The following is a 20,794-nucleotide window of genomic DNA, read 5'->3' as shown; positions in this document are numbered from 1 at the left end:
ATGCACGTATTTCAGGAGTGTTCCATGTCCATCCAGCACATCGTCACCGCCCTGCCCGGCCCCAAGGCCCAGGCCATGATCGAGCGCGACACCGCCGTCGTTTCCCCGTCCTACCCTCGCGATTACCCCTTCGTCATGAGCCACGGCCGCGGTGCGGAAGTCTGGGATGTCGACGGCAACCGCTTCCTCGACTTCGCCGCCGGTATCGCCGTGTGCTCCACCGGCCACAGCCATCCGCAAGTGGTCGACGCGGTGAAACAGGCCGCCGACAAGTTCCTGCACATTTCCTCTGATTACTGGCACGAGGAACAGATCCGCCTGGCCGAAACCATCAATCGTCTGGCGCCCTTTGGCGAACCCGCCATGACCTTCTTCTGCAACTCCGGCACCGAAGCCGTGGAAGGTGCGCTGAAACTGGCGCGCTACGTCACCGGCCGGCAGCGCTTCATCGGCTTCATCGGTGGCTTCCACGGACGCACCATGGGCTCGCTGTCGTTCACCGCCAGCAAGTACACCCAGCAGGCCGGTTTCTTCCCCGGCATGCCCGGGGTCACCCATATCCCCTACCCGAACAACCTGCGCCCATTGCTGGCCGGAGTCGACCAGGGCCAGGCAGTGCTGGACTACCTGGAGAACGTGCTGTTCCAGAGCAACGTGCCGGCCCACGAGGTCGCGGCCATCCTGCTCGAACCGATCCAGGGCGAAGGCGGCTACCTGCTGCCGCCTGAAGGTTTCCTCGCCGGCCTGCGCGCGCTGTGCGACCGTCACGGCATCCTGCTGATCGCTGACGAAGTGCAGTCCGGCGCCGGCCGCACGGGGAAGATGTTCGCCTGCGAGCACTGGGGCCTGAAACCGGACATCGTGACCATGGCCAAGGGCCTGGGCTCCGGCCTGCCAATCGGTCTTGTGGCAGCGAAGAAGACCCTGATGCAGCAATGGAAACGCGGCGCCCATGGCAACACCTACGGTGGCAACCCACTTTGCTGCGCCGCAGCCTCGGCAACCCTGGCGCTGATCGAGAACGGCTACATGCAGAACGCTGCCGCCATGGGCGATTACCTGCTGGAGCGTCTGCGCGATCTGCAACGGCGCTACCCGGAACTGATCGCCGATGTCCGCGGCAAGGGCCTGATGATCGGCGTCGAGCTGGTCACTGACAGCCGTACGCGCAAGCCAGCCCGGGAGTTCGCGGAACGCCTGCTGCACAACGCCTGGCGCCAGGGCCTGCTGCTGCTCACCTGCGGAGTCAGCACGCTGCGTCTGATGCCGCCACTGATGATCGACCGGGCGACCTGCGACGAAGCCCTGGCACTGCTCGACGCCGCCATCGAACAAACCCTGGGCGCCTGAACGCGCCCATCCAGTCCAACGAGGAAGCAACGATGAAAAGATTGCATGGATTGATGGTCGCCACCCTGAGTCTCGCCCTGCTGCACGGAGGCGCCCAGGCGAAGGATTGGAAGGAAATCCGCCTGGCTACCGAAGGCGCCTATTCCCCCTTCAACGAGATGGGGCCGAATGGCCAGCCGAAGGGTTTCGACGTGGATATCGGCAACGCCCTCTGCGCCCAGCTGCATGCGCGCTGCACCTGGGCCATCCAGGACTGGGATGGGATGATCCCGGCGCTGCTGGCGGGCAAGTTCGACGCCATCGTCGCCTCGATGACCATCACGCCGGAGCGTGAGCAGAAGATTGCCTTCACCAGCAAGTACTACAGCAGCAACGTCCAGGTTATCGCCAAGGCCGGTGCAGCGTATGACGCTGCCAGGCCGGAGACGCTGAAGGGAGTGCGCCTGGGCGTGCAGCGCGAGACGACCCACGAGCGCTACGCCAAGGAAGTACTGGCCAAGGCCGGTGCGGAAATCGTCAGCTATCCGTCGCTGGAAGAAGCCTACATGGACCTGGTCAATGGCCGCCTGGACGCCACTCTCCAGGACACCATTCCCGGTCTCGAGGGCTTCATCAAGAAGCCCCAGGGCCAGGGTTTCGCCCTGGTCGGCCAGCAGGTCGGCGATCCCGCCTACTTCGGCGCCGGACAAGGCATCGGGCTGCGCAAGGAAGACCAGGAGCTGCGCCAGGCCATGGACCAGGCACTGGCCGAGATCATCCGCAACGGTACCTACGAGCAACTGCGCAAGAAGTACTTCGACGTAGAAATCCTCTGATCCCTGCCATAGCGGCCCGCTGACGGGCCGCCCCCACTCACAAGAACAAGATCGGCCGCACGCACGGCCGAGGGGGTATCGCGTGTCCCGTGATCCACGTTACGACATTCTGTTCGAGCCGCAGCGCATCGGCCCGGTCACCGCGAAGAACCGATTCTTCCAGGTCTCGCATTGCAATGGCATGGGCTGGACCCAGCCGCGCGGACTCGCCGAGCTGCGGCGGGTGAAGGCGGAAGGCGGTTGGGGTGTGATCTGCACCGAGGAGGTGGAAATTCATCCCACCAGCGACTGTTCGCCGTTCCACGAAGGCCGCCTGTGGAGCGACCTGGATATCCCGGCGCTCGCGCTGATGGCCGACGCGGTGCATGAATACGGCGCCCTCGCGGGCATCGAGATCATGCATCACGGTCCCACCTGCGCGAACTACGATAGCCGGGAGGTGCCGATCGGCCCCTCGCACCGACCCATCACCTACCATGCGCCGGTTCAAGCGCGAGCCATGAGCAAGAGCGACATCCGCGAGCTGCGCCAGTGGCACCGCCAGGCCGCGCTGCGGGCCAAGCGCGCCGAGTTCGACCTGGTGTACGTCTACGCCTCCCACGACCTGGGTCTGCCAATGCACTTCCTGCAGCGGCGCAAGAACGACCGCTGCGACGAGTATGGCGGCAGCCTGGAAAACCGCGTGCGTCTGCTGCGCGAGCTGATCGAGGACACCAAGGAGGCAGTCGGCGACCGCTGCGCAGTAGCGGTACGCCTGGGCGTGGAGGAGCTGCTCGGCCCGGACGGCATCGTCAGCGCCGAAGAAGGCCGCGACATCATCGCGATGCTCGCCGAACTGCCGGACCTGTGGGATGTGAACGTCAGCGCGTGGAGCAACGACAGCGCCACGTCGCGCTTCAAGAAGGAAGGTTACCAGGAGGAATACACCGCCTTCGTCAAGACCCTGACCAGCAAGCCGGTGGTCGGGGTGGGCCGCTTCACCTCGCCCGACACCATGGTCAGCCAGATCCGCCGCGGGGTAATGGATTTCATTGGCGCGGCGCGGCCCTCGATTGCCGATCCGTTCCTGCCGAGCAAGATCGAGCGCGGCGACATCGACGACATCCGTGAATGCATCGGCTGCAACATCTGTGTCTCCAGCGACTACAGCAGCAGCAACCTTCGCTGCACGCAGAATCCCACCATGGGCGAGGAATGGCGCCGTGGCTGGCACCCGGAGAAGATTCCGCCACGTGGATCGGAGCGCACCATACTGGTCGTTGGTGGCGGGCCGGCCGGCCTGGAAGCGGCGCTCGCCGCTGCACGGCGCGGGTATGAAGTGCATCTGTCGGAGGCCACCTCGGAGCTTGGCGGCCGAGTGCTGCACGAATCCGCTCTGCCCGGCCTGCGCGAGTGGGCGCGGGTGCGCGACTGGCGTGTCGGCCAATTGCAGCCCATGGCCAATGTCAATCTCTACCTCGACAGCCCCCTGTCTGCCGCCGACATCCTCGAATTCGGCGCCGGCCACGTGGCCATCGCCACCGGCTCGCACTGGCGCCGCGACGGCGTTGGCCGGGCCAATGGCTGGGCGCTGCCAGGCTTCGACTCGGCAAAGGTGTTCACCCCCGATGACCTGATGGCCGGCCGGCGGCCCGAGGGACCGGTGGTGATCTTCGACGACGACCACTACTACATGGCCGGGGTGCTGGCCGAACGCTGCATCGAATGGGGCCTGGCCGTCACGCTGGTGACACCGGCCATGCAAGTCGCCTCCTGGACCGCCAACACCCTGGAGTCCACCGCCATCCTGCGGCGCCTGCTCGAACTGGGCGTGCAGATCGTCCGCCACCACAACCTCGTCGCTTTCGACGGTGCGCACGTGGAACTGGTCTGCGAAGTCACCGGCCGGCGTCGGCAGCTGGCCTGCGCCAGCGTGGTCAGCGTGACCGCGCGGCTGCCCGATGACCGCCTGTTCCTCGAACTGGACGCGCAGCCCCAGGCGATGCGCGAGGCCGGCATCGATTCCCTGCGCCTGGTCGGCGACTGCCAGGCACCGGCAACCATCGCGGCGGCGGTCTACCAGGGGCACAAGTACGCCCGTTACCTCGACAGCGACCGCCTCCCACACGAGTACGCCCGTGAACTGCCGCTGATCGCCCGGGAGTGAGCACCATGCAGACTATTTCCAACCAATGGCTGTATGGCTACGCCGACAGCATCCTCGCCGGCACCCTGGTGACCATCAAGGTCGGCCTGTGCTCGCTGGCCGTGGCGCTGCTGCTGGGGCTGCTGGTAGCCGCCGGCAAACTGTCGCGCTGGCGTCCGCTGGCCCGGACGGCAACGGTCTTCACCACCCTGATGCGCAGCGGGCCGGACTTCGTCTGGCTGCTGTTCCTCTACTACGGCGGCCAGACCGCGCTGAACCTGCTGACCCAGCGCCTGGGCGTGTCCAACGTGGATATCGACGCCTTCGTCGCCAGCGTGACGATTCTTGGCGTGATCTATTCGGCCTATCTCGCGGAAACCTTTCGCGGCGCCTTCCTCGCGGTCGACAAGGGTCAGGCCGAGTCGGCCCTGGCCTTCGGCTTCGGACGCCTGCAGGTGTTCTTCCACATCGTCTTCCCGCAGATGATGCGCTACGCCCTGCCCGGCATCGGCAACAACTGGCTGGTGATGCTCAAGGCCACGGCCATCACCTCGATGGTCAGTCTCAATGAGCTGATCTTCCTTTCCCGAGCCGCCGGCAAGGCCACCGGTCACGGTCTGGAACTGCTGCTGGTGGCGGCCTTTATCTATCTACTGCTGAGCACCCTGTCGGTACTCGTGCTGCGCCTGCTGGCCGCACGCTATGCGGCAGGCAGCAAGGAGATCACCCTGTGAACTGGCAACTGGTTCTGGATAACCTGCAACTCTTCCTGTTCAGCGACGGTGTCCGTACCACCGGCCTGCTGCTGACAGTCCAGCTGTTCCTCGTTTCACTGCTGGTCGGGCTGGCGCTGGCGATTCCGCTTTCGCTGCTGCGCGCCTCCGGCAACCCCTGGTTGCGCGCGCCGGTGTGGCTGTTCACCTACGTCATGCGCGGCACGCCACTGCTGGTGCAGATCTACATCATCTACTTCGGCCTGGCGGAAATTTCCTGGATCCGCAATGGCTGGGCCTGGCAGTACCTGCGCGAGGCCTACGTCTGCGCCTGGCTGGCCTTGGCCCTGAACACCGCCGCCTACACCATCGAGATCCTCGCCGGCTGCATCCTCAAGACCTTCCATGGCGAGATCGAGGCAGCACGCGCAATGGGCATGACCCGCTGGGCGCAAATGGTCCACATCGTTCTTCCGGGGGCCATGCGTCGAGCGATTCCGGCCTACAGCAACGAGGTGATCCTGACCCTGCACGCCACCGCATTGGCATCGAGCATCACCCTGCTCGACCTGGCCGGTGTGAGCCGCTCGATCAGCATGCGCTACGCCTCGCCCTACGAGGCCTACATCGCCGCGCTGCTGCTCTATGCGGCGTTCACCAGCCTGATCTTCCTGCTCTTCCGCTTCGCCGAGCACCGCTGGCTCGCCTACCTGCGCCCGCGCGCCGCCTGACATCCCACGGAGACCCGACATGCCGACCCTGAAGGTCAATGACATCCACAAACGCTATGGCGACCACGAAGTGCTCAAGGGCGTCTCGCTGGTGGCCAACCCCGGCGACGTGATCACCCTGATCGGCTCCAGCGGATCGGGCAAGAGCACCTTCCTGCGTTGCCTCAACCTGCTGGAACGGCCGAATGCCGGTGAAATCATCTGGGACGGCCAACCGCTGGCGATGAAACGCCTGCACGACGGCAGCCTGCAAGTCAAAGACGGCCGGCAGCTGCGGCACCTGCGCACACAGTTGGCGATGGTGTTCCAGAACTTCAACCTGTGGGCGCACCTGACCGTGCTCGACAACGTCATCGCCGCGCCGATGCGCGTCCAGGGCCTGAGTCGCGCCCAGGCCACGGAGAAGGCGCTGAGCTGTCTGCGCAAGGTGCACATGGACCCGGAGCGATTCGCCCGCAGCTATCCCGCGCAACTCTCCGGCGGCCAGCAGCAGCGCGTCGCCATCGCCCGCGCCCTGGCCGTGGACCCGGAAATGATCCTGCTCGACGAACCCACCTCGGCGCTGGACCCGGAGTTGGTCGGAGAGGTGCTCGGAGTGATCAAGGGCCTGGCCAGCGAGGGCCGCACCATGATCATGGTGACCCACGAAATGGGCTTCGCCCGCGAGGTCTCCAGCGAGGTGATCTTCCTGCACCAGGGCCGCATCGAGGAACAGGGCCCGCCTTCGCGCCTGTTCCAGGCACCGCGCAGCGAGCGCCTGCAGACCTTCCTCAGCGGTGCCCTGCAACGGGGCAGCAGCAGCCTGGCCTGCGCCTGAAAATGAAACATATGAATCACACCAAGCAAAAATGAATCAGATAATTCCAGACGCTTTCGCCGCTGCCCGAGCAGACAAGGACACCGCCATGACACACATCTTCCATCGCGCTCCCGCCCAGCCGCTGCAGGTCGCCCTGCGCGGTGAAGGCTGCTACCTGTTCGATGCCCACGGTCGTCGCTACTTCGATGGTTCCGGTGGTGCCGCGGTTTCGTGCCTGGGCCACGGCCATCCGGCGGTGATCGCGGCGATCCGCGAACAGATGGACAAGCTGGAATACGCCCATACCAGCTTCTTCACCAGCGAGCCCGCCGAGCGGCTGGCAAGCCTGCTGGCCAGCCAGAGCCCCGCCGAGCTGGGCAATGTGTATTTCCTCTCGGGCGGGTCCGAGGCCATGGAAACCGCGCTGAAGATGGCCCGCCAGTTCCATGTCGAGAATGGCGAACCGCAGCGCGTGCAGTTCGTCTCGCGCCGTCAGAGCTATCACGGCAACACCCTGGGCGCGCTGGCCATCGGCGGCAACCTGCCACGGCGCAAACTCTACGAACCGCTGCTGATGCCCAGCACCCAGGTGTCGCCCTGCTACCCCTACCGCTATCGCCAGGCCGGCGAAAGCGATGCGGACTACGTTGCCCGACTGGTGGCCGAATTCGAGCAGTGCCTGCTGGAACTCGGCCCCGAGCGGGTCGCCGCATTCGTTGCCGAAACCGTGGTGGGCGCGACCTCCGGCGCCCTGGAGCCGCTGCCGGGCTACCTGCGGGGCATGCGCGAAGTGTGCGACCGCTACGGTGTGCTGCTGATCCTCGATGAGGTGATGTGCGGCATCGGCCGTACCGGCCACTACCACGCTTTCAGTGTCGAAGGCGTGGTACCCGACCTGCTGACCCTGGCCAAGGGACTCGGCGGCGGCTACCAGCCCATCGGCGCGGTGATGGCCAGCGACCGCATCGTCGACGCCATCACCCGTGGCAGCGGGAGCTTCCAGCACGGCCACACCTACATTGGCCATCCGTTGGCATGCGCCGCCGCACTGGCGGTACAGCGCGAAATCATCGAACAGAACCTCTGCGCCCAGGTGCGCCAGCGCGGGGAATTCCTCCGTGGCCAGCTGCAGGAACGCTTCGCCGATCATCCACATGTCGGCGACATTCGCGGCCGCGGCCTGTTCCAGGCCATCGAGCTGGTCGCCCGACGCGATACCGCCCAGCCCTTCCCGGCAGATCGACGGCTGCATGCGCGCATCAAGCAGGCAGCCCAGTCGCGCGGTCTGATCTGCTACCCGTCCGGCGGCACCGTCGACGGCATCAACGGCGACCACGTGCTGCTCGCCCCGCCTTTCATCAGCAGTGAGGAGCAGTTGCAGCAGGCCGTGGAGACGCTCGCCGGAGCGCTGGACGAAAGCATCGCCGGCCTCCGCTGAGTTCACTACAGCAGCGCCTGGCCGTGCAACGCGGCCTTTAGTGTTCCGAGCAAGCCTCACAAAGGCTCGCTCGGAAAGCCCAATGACATCGCCGGCAAGTGGATCAGATCATCCTGAATGGTGGCAACGGTGCGCGGTTGGTCGGCGCACGCAACCACGCCGCCCAGTGAAGCGGGCGCCAGCTCAAGCCTTGTCGATGTAGACCTGGAAGCTCTTGAGTTGCGCTTCGCTATTGGCGATTTCACGCAGGCTGTCTTCGTTGCTGTTGGCTACCAGCAGACCGGCCAGGGTCTGCGAGACCGCCAACGCCGGCACGACCGACGGGAACAGCGAGGGCGTGGAATTGCGCACCACCACCAGCACGTCGGCCGGCGCCGCGATGGGCGACACCGGGCTGTCCGTGATGGCAACGACCTGCGCACCGCGCTCGCGTGAGAACTGCACCGCGCGCTGGGCATCCTGTGCATAGGGGTGGTAGCTGAAAGCGACCAGTGCGTCGTCCGGACCGATCCGGCGCAACTCATCGGCAAAGGAACCGCCGATACCGCTCAGCAGCGTGGTGTTATTGAGGAACATCCCGCACACGTAACTGAAGTAGTACGCCGCCGGGAACAGGCTCCGCAGGCCCACCACGTAGATGTGCTTGGCGTTGGTGAGCAGCGCATGGGCCGCAAGTATCTGCGCGTGACGCTCGGCGCTGAAGGTTTCCTCCAGGTTGCCCAGCTCGGTATGCAGCATCTCGGCGATCAGCCCGGTGTTCTGGTCATCGTGAGAGCGCTTGCGCAAGGCATCGGCGCGACGGGAGAACGGCGAGTCGCGCTCGGTCAGCCACCCCCGGTATATCTGGCGGAAGTCCTCATAGCTGTCGAAGCCCAGCTGCCGGGCCAGGCGCAGCATCGACGCAGGCTGCAACTTGGCCTTGGCGGCCACGGTGCGCATGGATTCGAGGGCGATTTCATTGGGGTGATCGAGGGCGAAGCGCGCTGCGCGCTGCAGGGTCGGAGAAAGGCTCTGGAAGCTGCTCTCGATATGCTTGTCGATCTGTGTCTTGTCCATCGAACCTTCCGTACGTTCGCGAGTGCGCGATTTTATCACGCGCTCCGCCTCAAATCGGCGGCGCCGAGCGCAACATCACCGACTTCAACGCAAAGGCCGACTTGATCCCCGCCACCCCCGGAATCTGCGTCAGCGTATTGGTCAGGAACAGCTGGTAGGCCGACAGGTCCTTCACCACCACCCGCAGCACGTAGTCCGCATCCCCGGTCATCTGGAAGCAGCTCATCACCTGGGGCGCCTGGACGATGCGTTCCTCGAACCGCGCGAGGTAGTCGCCGGTCTGCTTTTCCAGGGACACCGAGACGAACACGCTCATGCCGCCGGACAGGCGCTCTTCATCGAGGCGGGCGAAATAGCCCTGGATGTAGTGCTCTTCCTCCAGGCGGCGCACCCGGCGCAGGGTCGGGGTCAGCGACAGGCCGATCTTCTGCGCGAGGTCGCGCCAGGACAGGCGGCCATCGTCAGCCAGGGCGCGGAGGATTTTCAGGTCGGTGCGGTCTAGATCAGCCATTTTGAGCAGTACTACAAGTGGTTGTTTTTATGGTTCAAACACACTAATCCGTAAGCTTGGAACTAGTCAATTTGGAGCAAAAAACCAAGCGGTCACACCTATACTGAATCCACAACTACAACAACCGAGGACCTCACCATGAGTGATGTCGCCACCCGCCACGCGACCCCGCGCGGCACCCGCACCGTAGCCCGACCCGGCCGGGTGCGCCCGCCAGGCATGGCCTCTTCCGTTCGCTGATCCACACCCAACGATCACAACTGGAGACCCGCCATGACCGATTACGCTCCGCTCCGCCTGCACGTTCCCGAACCCACCGGACGCCCGGGCTGCAAGACCGACTTCTCCTACCTGCACCTCTCGCCCGCCGGCGAGGTGCGCAAGCCCGCCATTGACGTTGAACCCGCACAGACCACCGACCTGGCCTTCAGCCTGGTACGCGTGCTCGACGACCAGGGCAACGCCGTCGGCCCCTGGGCCCCGGAACTGAGCCACGAGCAGCTGCTGCGCGGCATGCGCCTGATGCTCAAGACGCGCATCTTCGACGCGCGCATGCTCACCGCCCAGCGCCAGAAGAAGATGTCCTTCTACATGCAGTGCCTGGGTGAAGAGGCCATCGCCACCGCCCACACCATGGCCCTGCGCGACGGCGACATGACCTTCCCGACCTACCGTCAGCAAGGCATCCTGATCACCCGCGACTACCCGCTGAAAGACATGATCTGCCAGCTGCTCTCCAACGAGCAGGACCCGCTCAAGGGTCGCCAGCTGCCGATCATGTACTCCAGCCGCGAGAAGGGTTTCTTCTCGATTTCCGGCAACCTCGCCACCCAGTTCATCCAGGCCGTCGGCTGGGGCATGGCCTCGGCGATCAAGGGCGACACCAAGATCTCGTCCGCCTGGATCGGCGACGGTGCCACCGCCGAATCCGACTTCCACACCGCCCTCACCTTCGCCCACGTGTATCGCGCGCCGGTGATCCTCAACGTGGTCAACAACCAGTGGGCGATCTCCACCTTCCAGGCCATCGCCGGCGGTGAAGGCACCACCTTCGCCAACCGTGGCGTGGGTTGCGGCATCGCCTCGCTGCGGGTCGACGGCAACGACTTCCTGGCCGTCTACGCCGCCTCGCAATGGGCCGCCGAGCGCGCCCGTCGTGGTCACGGCCCGAGCCTGATCGAGTGGGTCACCTATCGCGCGGGCCCGCACTCGACCTCGGACGATCCGTCCAAGTACCGCCCGGCGGACGACTGGACCAACTTCCCCCTGGGCGACCCGATCGCCCGCCTGAAGCAGCACCTGATCGGCCTCGGCATCTGGTCCGACGAGCAGCAGGAAGCGCTGCAGAAGGAGCTGGAAGCCGAAGTGATCGCCGCGCAGAAACAGGCCGAACGCCACGGCTCGCTGGTGGACGGCCACGTCTTCAGCGCCGCCAACCTGTTCGACGACGTCTACAAGGACCTGCCGGAACACCTGCGCCGGCAGCGCCAGGAGCTCGGGGTATGAATGCCGTGAACCAGCAACACGAGAACGCCCAGGCGGTCACCAGCATGACCATGATCCAGGCGCTGCGCTCGGCCATGGACGTGATGCTCGAACGCGACGACAACGTCGTGGTGTTCGGCCAGGACGTGGGCTACTTCGGCGGTGTGTTCCGCTGCACCGAAGGCCTGCAGAAGAAATACGGCACCTCGCGGGTGTTCGACGCGCCGATCTCCGAGAGCGGCATCATCGGCGCCGCCGTCGGCATGGGCGCCTACGGCTTGCGCCCGGTGGTGGAAATCCAGTTCGCCGACTACGTCTACCCGGCCACCGACCAACTGGTCTCCGAGGCGGCGCGCATCCGCTACCGCTCGGTGAACGACTTCACCGTGCCGATGGTGGTGCGCATGCCCTGCGGCGGTGGCATCTACGGCGGGCAGACCCACAGCCAGAGCCCGGAGGCGATGTTCACCCAGGTCTGCGGCCTGCGTACCGTCATGCCGTCCAACCCGTACGACGCCAAGGGCCTGCTGATCGCCTGCATCGAGAACGACGACCCGGTGATCTTCCTCGAACCCAAGCGCCTGTATAACGGCCCGTTCGACGGCCACCACGACCGCCCGGTGACCCCGTGGTCCAAGCACCCGGCCAGCCAGGTGCCGGAGGGTTACTACAGCGTGCCGCTGGACAAGGCGGCCATCGCCCGTCCGGGTAACGAACTGACCGTGCTGACCTACGGCACCACCGTCTACGTGGCCCAGACCGCCGCCGAGGAAACCGGCATCGATGCCGAGATCATCGACCTGCGCAGCCTCTGGCCGCTGGACCTGGACACCATCGTCGAGTCGGTGAAGAAGACCGGCCGCTGCGTCATCGTCCACGAGGCCACCCGCACCTGCGGCTACGGCGCCGAACTGATGTCGCTGGTCCAGGAGCACTGCTTCCACCACCTCGAAGCCCCCATCGCACGCGTGACCGGCTGGGACACCCCCTACCCGCACGCCCAGGAATGGGACTACTTCCCCGGGCCGGCGCGCGTCGGCGCGGCCTTCAAACGCGCCATGGAGGTCTGAATGGGCACTCACATCATCAAGATGCCGGACATCGGCGAAGGTATCGCCGAAGTCGAGCTGGTGGAGTGGCACGTACAGGTAGGCGATGAGGTCCACGAGGACCAGCTGCTGGCGGAAGTCATGACTGACAAGGCGACGGTGGAGATCCCCTCCCCCGTGGCCGGGAAGATCCTCGCCCTGGGCGGCGTGCCAGGCCAGGTGATGGCCGTCGGCGGCGAGCTGATCCGCCTGGAAGTGGAAGGCCACGGCAACCTCAAGGAAGCCGCGCATCCCAAGGCTCACGAAGAGGCACCAGCCCAGCCGGCCGCCAAGCCCGCCCCGGTAGCCGAAGCGCCCAAGCCCGCGCCCCGCGCCGAGAGCAAGCCGGTGGCCCCTGCCACCCGCCCCGCCCCGACGCCGGCCCCGCGCCGCGCACCGGGCGAGAAGCCGCTGGCCTCGCCGGCAGTGCGCCAGCGCGCCCGCGACCTGGGTGTGGAGTTGCAGTTCGTGCAGGGCAGCGGCCCGGCCGGGCGCATTTCGCATGAGGACCTGGAGCACTTCCTGGAGCACGGCGGCGCCACCATCGCCTCCGGCTATGCCGCGCGCCACGACGAGCACCAGATCCCGGTGATCGGCCTGCGCCGCAAGATCGCGCAGAAGATGGCCGAGGCCAAGCGGCGCATCCCGCACTTCAGCTACGTCGAGGAAATCGACGTCACTGACCTGGAAGCCCTGCGCATCCACCTCAATGCCAAGCACGCCACGGCACGCGGCAAGCTCACCCTGCTGCCGTTCATTGCCCGCGCCCTGGTCGTCGCCCTGCGTGACTTCCCGCAGCTCAACGCGCGCTATGACGACGAGGCCGACGTGATCACCCGCTTCGGCGCGGTGCACCTGGGCGTCGCCACCCAGAGCGACAACGGCCTGATGGTGCCGGTGCTGCGCAATGCCGAATCCCGCGACCTGTGGGGCAACGCCGCGGAAGTGGCGCGCCTCGCCGATGCCGCGCGCCATGGCAAGGCCAGCCGCGAGGAACTCTCCGGCTCGACCATCACCCTGAGCAGCCTCGGCGCCCTGGGCGGCATCGTCAGCACGCCGGTGATCAACCTGCCGGAAGTAGCCATCGTCGGCGTCAACCGCATGGTCGAGCGGCCCATGGTGGTCAACGGGCAGATCGTCGTGCGCAAGATGATGAACCTGTCCTCGTCCTTCGATCACCGGGTGGTCGACGGCATGGACGCGGCGGCCTTCATCCAGGCCGTACGCGCCCTGCTCGAACATCCCGCCACCCTGTTCATCGATTGACGGAGAGCCCAACCGTGAAACAGAACCAGACTCTCGAAACCACCCTGCTGGTGATCGGCGGCGGCCCCGGCGGCTACGTCGCGGCGATTCGCGCCGGCCAACTGGGCATCCGCACCGTGCTGGTGGAAGGCGCCTCCCTCGGCGGCACCTGTCTGAACATCGGCTGCATCCCCTCCAAGGCGCTGATCCACGCCGCCGAGGAATACCTCAAGGCCCGCGAGTTCGCCGGCAAGTCGCCGCTGGGCATCAGCGTGCAGGCGCCGAGCATCGACATCCAGCGCACCGTGGAATGGAAGGACGGCATCGTCGACCGCCTGACCACCGGCGTCGCCGCGCTGCTGAAGAAGCACGGCGTCACCGTGGTGCACGGCTGGGCAAAAGTCGTCGACGGCAAGACCGTGGAAGTCGACCTCGCCGAGGGCGGCAGCCAGCACATCCACACCGAACACATGCTGCTGGCGGCCGGCTCGAAGTCCGTGGAGCTGCCGTTCCTGCCGGTTGGCGGCAATGTGATTTCCTCCACCGAGGCCCTGGCGCCCAAGGCGCTGCCCAAGCGCCTGGCGGTGGTTGGCGGCGGCTATATCGGCCTGGAACTGGGCATCGCCTACCGCAAGCTGGGTGTCGAGGTGACTGTAGTGGAAGCGCAAGCGCGCATCCTGCCGACCTATGACGAGGAGCTGACCAAACCGGTGGCCAATGCGCTGCGCAAGCTGGGCATCGAGCTGTACCTGGGCCACAGCGTCATGGGCCTGGAGCCCGATGGCAATGGTCTGCGCGTGCAGGATGGCGCAGGTTCCCAGCGGGTAATCGAGACCGACCAGGTACTGGTCGCCGTCGGCCGCCACCCCAATACCACAGGCTGGAACCTGGAAAGCCTGAGCCTGGACATGAACGGCCGCGCCGTGAAGATCGACGAGCAATGCAAGACGTCCATGCGCAATGTCTGGGCCATCGGCGACATCGCCGGCGAACCCATGCTGGCCCACCGCGCCATGGCCCAGGGCGAGATGGTCGCCGAGATCATCGCCGGCAAGCGCCGCGCCTTCACCCCCACGGCGATCCCGGCGGTGTGCTTCACCGATCCGGAAGTGGTGGTGGTCGGCCTGTCGCCGGAGCAGGCGAAAGCCGCAGGCCATGAGGTGCTGACGGCGAGCTTCCCGTTCGCCGCCAACGGCCGCGCCATGACCCTGGAATCCAACGATGGCTTCGTCCGCGTGGTGGCCCGCAAGGACAACCACCTGATCCTCGGCTGGCAAGCCGTGGGCAAGGCGGTTTCCGAGCTGTCCACGGCCTTCGTGCAGTCGCTGGAAATGAATGCCTGCCTGGAAGACATCGCCGGCACCATCCACGCCCACCCGACCCTGGGCGAGGCGGTGCAGGAAGCGGCGCTGCGCGCGCTGGGGCACGCGCTGCACATCTGATCAGACTTCCCCCTCGTTGACCCGCCGATTGGCGGGTCTTTTTTTGCCGGGTGGTTTTGCGTGGGGCGGATCGCGGGCATGGCCCGCTCCTACAAAAGCCGCACGAGCGTAGGGCGTATACCGGCTCCGCGTCATTCACCGATTGACCTCGGTCGCGCCCCGCTCGGCGCCCCTGAAGAACATTGGCCCAGTTCAACCGCGGCGCGGAAGATGGCGATGGCGAATCGGCGTACAACCGCGAACGGTTGTACGCCCTACGGGTACACCGGCACCTGACGGGTATGTCTCTGCAGGCTCACTGCTTCAGCGGCGTCAACACCGGTGCCTGCTCGTCGAGCAGCATCCACACCAGCAGCTTGGCCGGCTTCTGGTTGCTGGCGTTGCGCGAGACCAGGTGCGGCGTGTTCGGCGCCTCGTACCAGGACTGGCCGGCCTGGTAGGTCACCGGCTTATGCCCCTCCAGCTGGGAGATCACCGCGCCTTCGAGCACATAGGCGAACACCGAGCCGCTGTGCACGTGGGCGCCGGATGCCTGCCCCGGCGCGTAGGAGACGGTGATCATCAGGCCCTTCTTGCCCGCCGCGTCGGGCATCTTGTGTTCCTGCTGGACGGTGACCGTCTCGGCGCCGGTGCCTTGGGCGAAGACCGGCAGGCTCAGGGCCAGGGCGAGGCCGGTGAACAGGAATTTCAGGGAAGTGGCTGCGGGCATGGCGCATTCCTCGGGCAGTGGGGGATGGGTCCACGCTACGCCCGGAGATGGTACGGGCCAACAGCCAATTCGGTGGAAGATCGGGATGCCATTGGCGCCAGCCGATTAGCCAGTGCCACCGCCGATTCGCGAGCATGGCCTGCTTCTCCGCATAGCGCGCCCTGCTCACCCGTAGGAGCGGGCCATGCCCGCGAAATGGGCGCGCAGCGCCCACAAAAAAGCCCCGCACGAAGGCGGGGCTTTTCGGCAGGACCGCGGATCAGCCGATCAACGCACGCAGGTCCACTACCCCATCCTTGCGCGGCGGGCACCAGTAGTAGCCACCGGTCAGCGGGCGGCTGAAGCGGTACAGGGCGTCGGTGATGCCGTCTTCCAGGCCGCTCATGCGGCGCAGTTGCACCTCGAAGGCGTCGAGGCTGCAACCGAAGGCGAGGAACATCAGGCCGGCGTCCTGATCGTGGGTCCAGGGCATGGAACGGCGCACGATGAAGGCCTCGGGGTCGAAGCTCTCCTGGGCAGTGCGCTTGACGTGGGCGGACTCCGGCGCGTCGTCCAGCTCCTCGTTGTCGCTCAGGCGACGGCCCATGATGTCGTCGCGCTCGGCCTGGGGCAGCGCGGCGAAATCCTGCAGCTGGTGGCGCCACTGCTGGATGGCGGCGAAGCTGCCGCCGGCCAGGCCTTCCACGCCGTTGTCGACGATGGCGGCGGCGATGGCGTCGTCGTCCTGCGGGTTCTCGGTGCCGTCCTCGTAGCCGGTCAGGTCATGGCCATTGCCGTGGCGGAAAGCTTCGGTCAGCGAGGCCAGCTCCAGCGCCGGCGCCAGCAGCGCCTGCAATTGCTGGGTGCGCAGCAGCAGCTCGCCGCGCTCCTCACCGCGCAGCCAGACCCACAGCGCATGCGGGGTGGACGGGTTGTCCACGCCCACGCCGGCGATTGCCGGGAACTCGCGCAGTCCGTCGATGCCACGGGCCAGCGCGCGCACCAGCGACTCGCCGAAACCGATGACAGCGGCCTCGCCGTCGGCGAACTGCACCAGGCGATCCAGGGCGGCCGGCAGTGCCTGCAACGATGTCAGGTCGAAGAACAGGTGGCGGGCGTGGGCGGGAACCGGGGTGGCGAGAATGCCGGGCTGGTAGAGGCTCATGACTGCATCCTTGAACGAAAGAGCGGCAATTCTAATCGCCACGGGCGCGAATCCAAACCGCTCTGCGTCACGGCATGGCGCGTTTCACTGCCTGGACGGGCGCGCACGATGGCTACGGCGGCGGCGCCAGAACTCGAAACCGCCGCCCAGCAACACGACCCCGAGCAGGATCGGCAGCCGGTAGGGTTTCAGGTTGCCGAGCCAGCTCTCCAGCACCTGCCCGGCCCAGTAGCCGCCGCTGGCGAACAGCAGGGCCCAGCAGAACGCGCCGATCAGGTTGATCAAGAGGAAGCGAAGCGGCCCTACCCGGCTGGCGCCGATCAGCAACGGCCCGGCCAGGCGCATGCCGTAGAGGAAGCGCACGGAGAAGATCGCCACCAGCGGATGGCGCTCGATCAGCCCGGTGACCCGTTCCACTGCCAGGCCGCGCCGCTGCAGCCAGGGCAACGCCCGCACTCCGGCGCGCCGGCCGGCCCAGTAGAGCAGTTGGTCACCACAGGTGCCCCCTACGCAGGCCCAGAACACCACGGGCACGAACCCCATCAGCCCCTGGTGCGCCGCGAGACCGGCCAGCAGGAGCATGGTCTCGCCCTCCAGCAGGCAGCCAATGAACAGGGCCAGATAGCCGTAGCTGGAAAGCAGTTGCGCGAGGTCGAGGTGTTCGAGCATGGGCGTCCTTCGAAAGCTCCCTGAGCCAAGAGCCTAGCGCCTTGGAAGATGTTCTGCTTATCAAACAGGGGTCGTAAAAAATAAACGACTATCAGGCCATTCAGAATCGTTAGCATCCAATCAAATCAATCCTTTAAGAGAGCCATCCGTCTGGAGATGTAATTTTTTTTACTCATGAGCGATTCAAGTGTTTGACATATTTGACGGATTTGGCAGACTGCGGCCCGTTGTCGCAACTGGTTACGTTTCTCCGGCACCCCCTGCCTGGCGCACCGGATAACCACTGCCGCGCAACACAACAAAAACAACTTGTCAGTCGCGGCACCTCTGCCCGGGATTATCCCCGGCGGCCCGGTTCGCGGCGAGCCAACGGAACGCACAAATGCTGATCTGGTTTGTAGCGGTGTATCTGCTGATCACCGTAGCTGTCGGTTTCTACGCAACCACCCGCGTACACAATTCCTCGGACTACGCGGCGGCCGGCCGAAGCATGTCCTTCCCTCTCGTCGTCACCATGGTCTTCGCCACCTGGTTCGGCTCCGAAGCCGTCCTGGGCATTCCTGCGACCTTCCTCCAGGAAGGCTTCGCCGGGATCATCGAAGACCCGTTCGGTTCGTTCGGCTGCCTGATGCTGGTGGGCATGGTCTTCGCCCGCCCGCTCTATCGCCTGAACCTGCTGACCATCGGTGACTTCTTCCGCAAGCGCTTCGGCCAGCACGTGGAAATCTTCACGAGCCTTGTGATCATCATTTCCTACATGGGCTGGGTCGCCGCGCAGATCACCGCGCTGGGCGTGGTCTTCAGCGTGCTCTCCGACGGCGCCCTGACCCCCATGCAAGGCATGCTGATCGGCACCGTGATCGTGCTGCTGCACACCCTGTTCGGCGGTATGTGGTCCGTTGCACTGACCGACTTCCTGCAGATGATCATCATCGTCGCCGGCCTGTTCTACCTGGTCTGGCTGATCGGCGGCATGGCCGGCGGCCCGGTCAACGTGATCAGCCACGCCGCCAGCGAAGGCAAGTTCACCTTCCTGCACGGCACCTCGGCCAAGGACATCGTCGCCTTCCTGGGCGCCGCGGTGACCATGATGTTCGGCTCGATCCCGCAGCAGGACGTGTATGCCCGCGTGATGTCGGCCAAGACCGAGAAGATCGCCTCCCGCGCCACCATGACCGGCGCCAGCTGCTACCTGGTCTTCTGCATGCTGCCGATCTTCCTGATCTATGCCGCGCAGATGATCGATCCGGCGATGGTCCAGCGCTGGCTGGCCGAAGACTCCCAGCAGATCCTGCCGCACCTGATCATGGAGCGTACCCCGCTGTTCGCCCAGATCATGTTCTTCGGCGCCCTGCTCTCGGCCATCATGTCCTCCGCTTCGGGCGCCCTGCTGGCCCCGTCGGTGACCCTGACCGAGAACATCGTCAAGCACTTCCTGCCGGACATGACTGACCGCCAGGCCCTGCTGGCCATGCGTTGCAGCGTACTGGCGATGACCGTCGCCACCTGCGTGTTCGCGCTGTTCTCCAACGCCAGCATCTACGAGATGGTCGGCAACGCCTACAAGGTGACCCTGGTTGCCGCCGTGGTGCCGCTGTTCTTCGGCCTGTTCTGGAAGCGCGCAACCACCCAGGGCGCCCTGACCGCCATCGCCTGCGGCCTGATCGGCTGGGTGTCGCTGGAACTGGGTCACCACGAAGGCGACTTCTGGCCGCCGCAGCTGGTCGGCCTGATCTGCAGCGCCATCGGCATGCTCGTCGGCTCCCTGGCCCCGCAGTTCAGCCAGCACCGTGGCGAGAGCGTGTCGGAGATGACCGCCGCCGCTGCCGCTGCCAACTGACAGCCCGGTAGATAAGAAGAAGCCCCGCCCAGTGCGGGGCTTTTTCTTGCCCGCGATTTCCTGGGCGCGAGACGCAATCACTTCCCATACCGGCACGGCACCCCGGGTACGCGACGGGCCGGCGGAAGCGATCCTGAGACAAATTGATACAGTAACCCCATGACTCATAGGATTTTCCCTATGCAAACAGGGCGCACGTACTCTTAAACTGGCCTGTCACCCTGCGGGAACACCTGCAGGTCGTTGACACCGGTTATATGGAGCTACACATGCCCGGTTGGTATGAAATCAAGGAACTCAGCAGCGGCAACCGCCGTTTTCTTCTCAAGAACACCGCCCACGGTACCCTGCTGGAAAGTCACGCCTACCCGACACAGGAGGCAGCCGAGCAGGCCATCAACAGCCTCCGCAGCTCCTGTGCCGCCGTCGAGCGCTACAAGCGCCAGATGTCTCCGGGCGGCAAGAACTTCTTCGTGATCCGCGATAACACCGGTGCAGAACTGCTGAAGAGCAAGCTGTACGACTCCGAGGCCACGCGTGACCAGGCGATCGCAACGATCGCCCAGGCCGGCCTGAGCACCGAGCTGCGTCCGCATGCTTGAGTGACGAGTGAATGAAGGAGCCCCGCGCAATGCGGGGCTTTTTTGTGACCGGTTGGTTTTCGCCGGGACAGAAGCGGACTTTGCCCGCGATGCATTGAGCTTGGGTGTTTCTGCGCCACGTTGGCGTGTGCTGAGAGATTTTGTTTCGCCCCCTCGGGCGAGTCCCTTTTGTCAAACGTCGGATAGCCGCCCTCACAAAAGGAACCAAAAGGTCTTGCCCCATCATCCGGCCCCGGCTTCGCCGGGGTGATTCGCTGCGCTCACCCTTCGGGCCAGCCTTCGGCTGTTACTTCGCTTCGCTCCGTTTCCCCCGCTCCATCGAAGTTTCAGGGGCACGCGTCGACGGGCCATCCATGGCCCAACGACGCTCTCGCGGCATCCATGCCGCTCAACCCCTGAAACTCCGATTCCACTCGGCCTCCTGAAGGGGCGCTCCGGTGCGTGCGGATATTTCTCTGGAAATCTTCAAGAGCAAGAGCGGACGCTGCGCTCTTCCGTAGGACCTTGTCCGCGAAATCCACAGCGGAGGAATTCGAGGCCACCGGGAGTGACCGTTGCCAGGCGCCCCGCGTAGGAGCGGACTTCGTCCGCGATCGCGGGCATAGCCCGCTCCTACAATTTCGTCTGCCCCGCAACGGTGCTCATGCTCCTGCCATCCACCCGCCGCACCGGCAACGACTCCGCATCGAGCCCGCCGATGCAGCAGGCATTCACACTGAGCAACGCCGGATTACTACGCCGCTGGTGACAGACATAGATGCCGCAGGTCCCACAGAAGTAATGCAGCGCCACCCCGCTGTTCCAGCGATACAGGCGCAACGCCTGCTCGCCACGGGCGATGCGGAACCGGTCCTTCGGCACAGTCGCCATCAACGCATTGCGTTTCGCGCACAGCGAGCAATCGCAGCGCACCAGTTCGTTCAGTTCCGCCTCGAAGGCGAAAGCCACCGCGCCGCAATGGCAAGTGCCGGTGTAATGCATGGTTGAGTCCTCGTGATGAATCGCCCCAGCTTAGACCGGCAAGCAATTCGT

The 20,794-nt window shown here is 65.5% G+C and carries 19 protein-coding genes; 13 read left to right on the top strand and 6 right to left on the bottom strand.

From position 1 onward, the window contains the following. Positions 1-24: 24 nt before the first annotated feature. The 7 genes from GA645_RS11820 (at position 25) to GA645_RS11790 (ending at position 7,971) form a co-directional block, all read left to right on the top strand. Positions 25-1,350 carry an acetyl ornithine aminotransferase family protein gene (locus GA645_RS11820; protein WP_152222928.1) on the top strand — a complete coding sequence of 442 codons (1,326 nt, stop codon included), beginning with the start codon at positions 25-27 and terminating at the stop codon, positions 1,348-1,350. Between the two features lie 32 nt (positions 1,351-1,382). Next, the gene (locus GA645_RS11815; RefSeq protein ID WP_152222926.1) at positions 1,383-2,165 is read left to right on the top strand and encodes a transporter substrate-binding domain-containing protein; all 783 of its coding nucleotides are present in this window, start codon (positions 1,383-1,385) and stop codon (positions 2,163-2,165) included. Positions 2,166-2,247: 82 nt separating this feature from the next. Continuing rightward, the gene (locus GA645_RS11810) at positions 2,248-4,311 is read left to right on the top strand and encodes an FAD-dependent oxidoreductase (RefSeq protein ID WP_152222923.1); all 2,064 of its coding nucleotides are present in this window, start codon (positions 2,248-2,250) and stop codon (positions 4,309-4,311) included. A 5-nt stretch (positions 4,312-4,316) separates the two neighbouring features. Beyond that, entirely contained in the window at positions 4,317-5,024 is a 708-nt protein-coding gene (locus tag GA645_RS11805) for an ABC transporter permease (RefSeq protein ID WP_152222921.1), read from the top strand. Continuing rightward, the gene (locus tag GA645_RS11800; RefSeq protein WP_152222919.1) at positions 5,021-5,734 is read left to right on the top strand and encodes an ABC transporter permease subunit; all 714 of its coding nucleotides are present in this window, start codon (positions 5,021-5,023) and stop codon (positions 5,732-5,734) included. Before GA645_RS11805 ends, GA645_RS11800 begins: the two co-directional genes overlap by 4 nt. Positions 5,735-5,753: 19 nt before the next feature. Beyond that, positions 5,754-6,551: an ABC transporter ATP-binding protein gene (locus GA645_RS11795; protein ID WP_152222917.1), complete on the top strand. Its 798-nt coding sequence runs from the start codon at positions 5,754-5,756 to the stop codon at positions 6,549-6,551. A gap of 88 nt (positions 6,552-6,639) precedes the next feature. After that, positions 6,640-7,971 (top strand): aspartate aminotransferase family protein, encoded by a 1,332-nt coding sequence (locus GA645_RS11790; RefSeq protein WP_152222915.1) that lies wholly within the window; start codon positions 6,640-6,642, stop codon positions 7,969-7,971. Between the two features lie 183 nt (positions 7,972-8,154). On the opposite strand, the gene GA645_RS11785 is transcribed toward GA645_RS11790, so the two are convergent. Together GA645_RS11785 and GA645_RS11780 are read right to left on the bottom strand one after the other, a co-directional pair. Then, complete coding sequence (locus GA645_RS11785; protein ID WP_152222913.1) at positions 8,155-9,027, bottom strand: MurR/RpiR family transcriptional regulator; 873 nt, start codon at positions 9,025-9,027, stop codon at positions 8,155-8,157. A gap of 49 nt (positions 9,028-9,076) precedes the next feature. Then, the gene (locus GA645_RS11780; RefSeq protein ID WP_152222911.1) at positions 9,077-9,538 is read right to left on the bottom strand and encodes an Lrp/AsnC family transcriptional regulator; all 462 of its coding nucleotides are present in this window, start codon (positions 9,536-9,538) and stop codon (positions 9,077-9,079) included. A 273-nt stretch (positions 9,539-9,811) separates the two neighbouring features. Between GA645_RS11780 and GA645_RS11775 the strand changes: the two genes are divergently transcribed. From GA645_RS11775 to lpdA, 4 genes are read left to right on the top strand one after another with little or no spacing between them, the layout of a single operon-like run. Further along, positions 9,812-11,044 carry a 3-methyl-2-oxobutanoate dehydrogenase (2-methylpropanoyl-transferring) subunit alpha gene (locus tag GA645_RS11775; RefSeq protein ID WP_152222909.1) on the top strand — a complete coding sequence of 411 codons (1,233 nt, stop codon included), beginning with the start codon at positions 9,812-9,814 and terminating at the stop codon, positions 11,042-11,044. Next, the gene (locus GA645_RS11770) at positions 11,041-12,093 is read left to right on the top strand and encodes an alpha-ketoacid dehydrogenase subunit beta (RefSeq protein ID WP_152222907.1); all 1,053 of its coding nucleotides are present in this window, start codon (positions 11,041-11,043) and stop codon (positions 12,091-12,093) included. Before GA645_RS11775 ends, GA645_RS11770 begins: the two co-directional genes overlap by 4 nt. After that, a complete protein-coding gene (locus GA645_RS11765; RefSeq protein ID WP_152222905.1) occupies positions 12,094-13,377 on the top strand; it encodes a dihydrolipoamide acetyltransferase family protein in 1,284 nt (427 codons plus the stop codon). 14 nt (positions 13,378-13,391) lie between these two features. Further along, on the top strand, positions 13,392-14,798 hold the full coding sequence (gene lpdA, locus GA645_RS11760) for a dihydrolipoyl dehydrogenase (RefSeq protein WP_152222904.1): 1,407 nt from the start codon (positions 13,392-13,394) through the stop codon (positions 14,796-14,798). Positions 14,799-15,093: 295 nt separating this feature from the next. On the opposite strand, the gene GA645_RS11755 is transcribed toward lpdA, so the two are convergent. From GA645_RS11755 to GA645_RS11745, 3 genes are all read right to left on the bottom strand, one after another. Next, positions 15,094-15,507 carry a cupin domain-containing protein gene (locus GA645_RS11755; RefSeq protein WP_152222902.1) on the bottom strand — a complete coding sequence of 138 codons (414 nt, stop codon included), beginning with the start codon at positions 15,505-15,507 and terminating at the stop codon, positions 15,094-15,096. Positions 15,508-15,766: 259 nt separating this feature from the next. Beyond that, positions 15,767-16,651, bottom strand: coding sequence for a Dyp-type peroxidase (locus tag GA645_RS11750; protein ID WP_152222900.1), 885 nt, complete (start codon positions 16,649-16,651; stop codon positions 15,767-15,769). Between the two features lie 84 nt (positions 16,652-16,735). Beyond that, entirely contained in the window at positions 16,736-17,320 is a 585-nt protein-coding gene (locus GA645_RS11745) for a DedA family protein (RefSeq protein WP_152222899.1), read from the bottom strand. A 382-nt stretch (positions 17,321-17,702) separates the two neighbouring features. On the opposite strand from GA645_RS11745, the gene GA645_RS11740 reads away from it, so the two are divergent. Further along, positions 17,703-19,160 carry a sodium:solute symporter family protein gene (locus GA645_RS11740; protein ID WP_152222897.1) on the top strand — a complete coding sequence of 486 codons (1,458 nt, stop codon included), beginning with the start codon at positions 17,703-17,705 and terminating at the stop codon, positions 19,158-19,160. Between the two features lie 269 nt (positions 19,161-19,429). Next, a complete protein-coding gene (locus tag GA645_RS11735) occupies positions 19,430-19,762 on the top strand; it encodes a DUF1508 domain-containing protein (RefSeq protein WP_178119523.1) in 333 nt (110 codons plus the stop codon). A 612-nt stretch (positions 19,763-20,374) separates the two neighbouring features. On the opposite strand, the gene GA645_RS11730 is transcribed toward GA645_RS11735, so the two are convergent. Next, a complete protein-coding gene (locus tag GA645_RS11730; protein WP_152222893.1) occupies positions 20,375-20,743 on the bottom strand; it encodes a GFA family protein in 369 nt (122 codons plus the stop codon). Positions 20,744-20,794: the final 51 nt, after the last annotated feature.

Origin of the sequence: Pseudomonas sp. SCB32, from assembly GCF_009189165.1 — a bacterium.
Classification (GTDB): domain Bacteria; phylum Pseudomonadota; class Gammaproteobacteria; order Pseudomonadales; family Pseudomonadaceae; genus Pseudomonas.
This window is presented reverse-complemented; position numbering and strand designations above follow the sequence as displayed.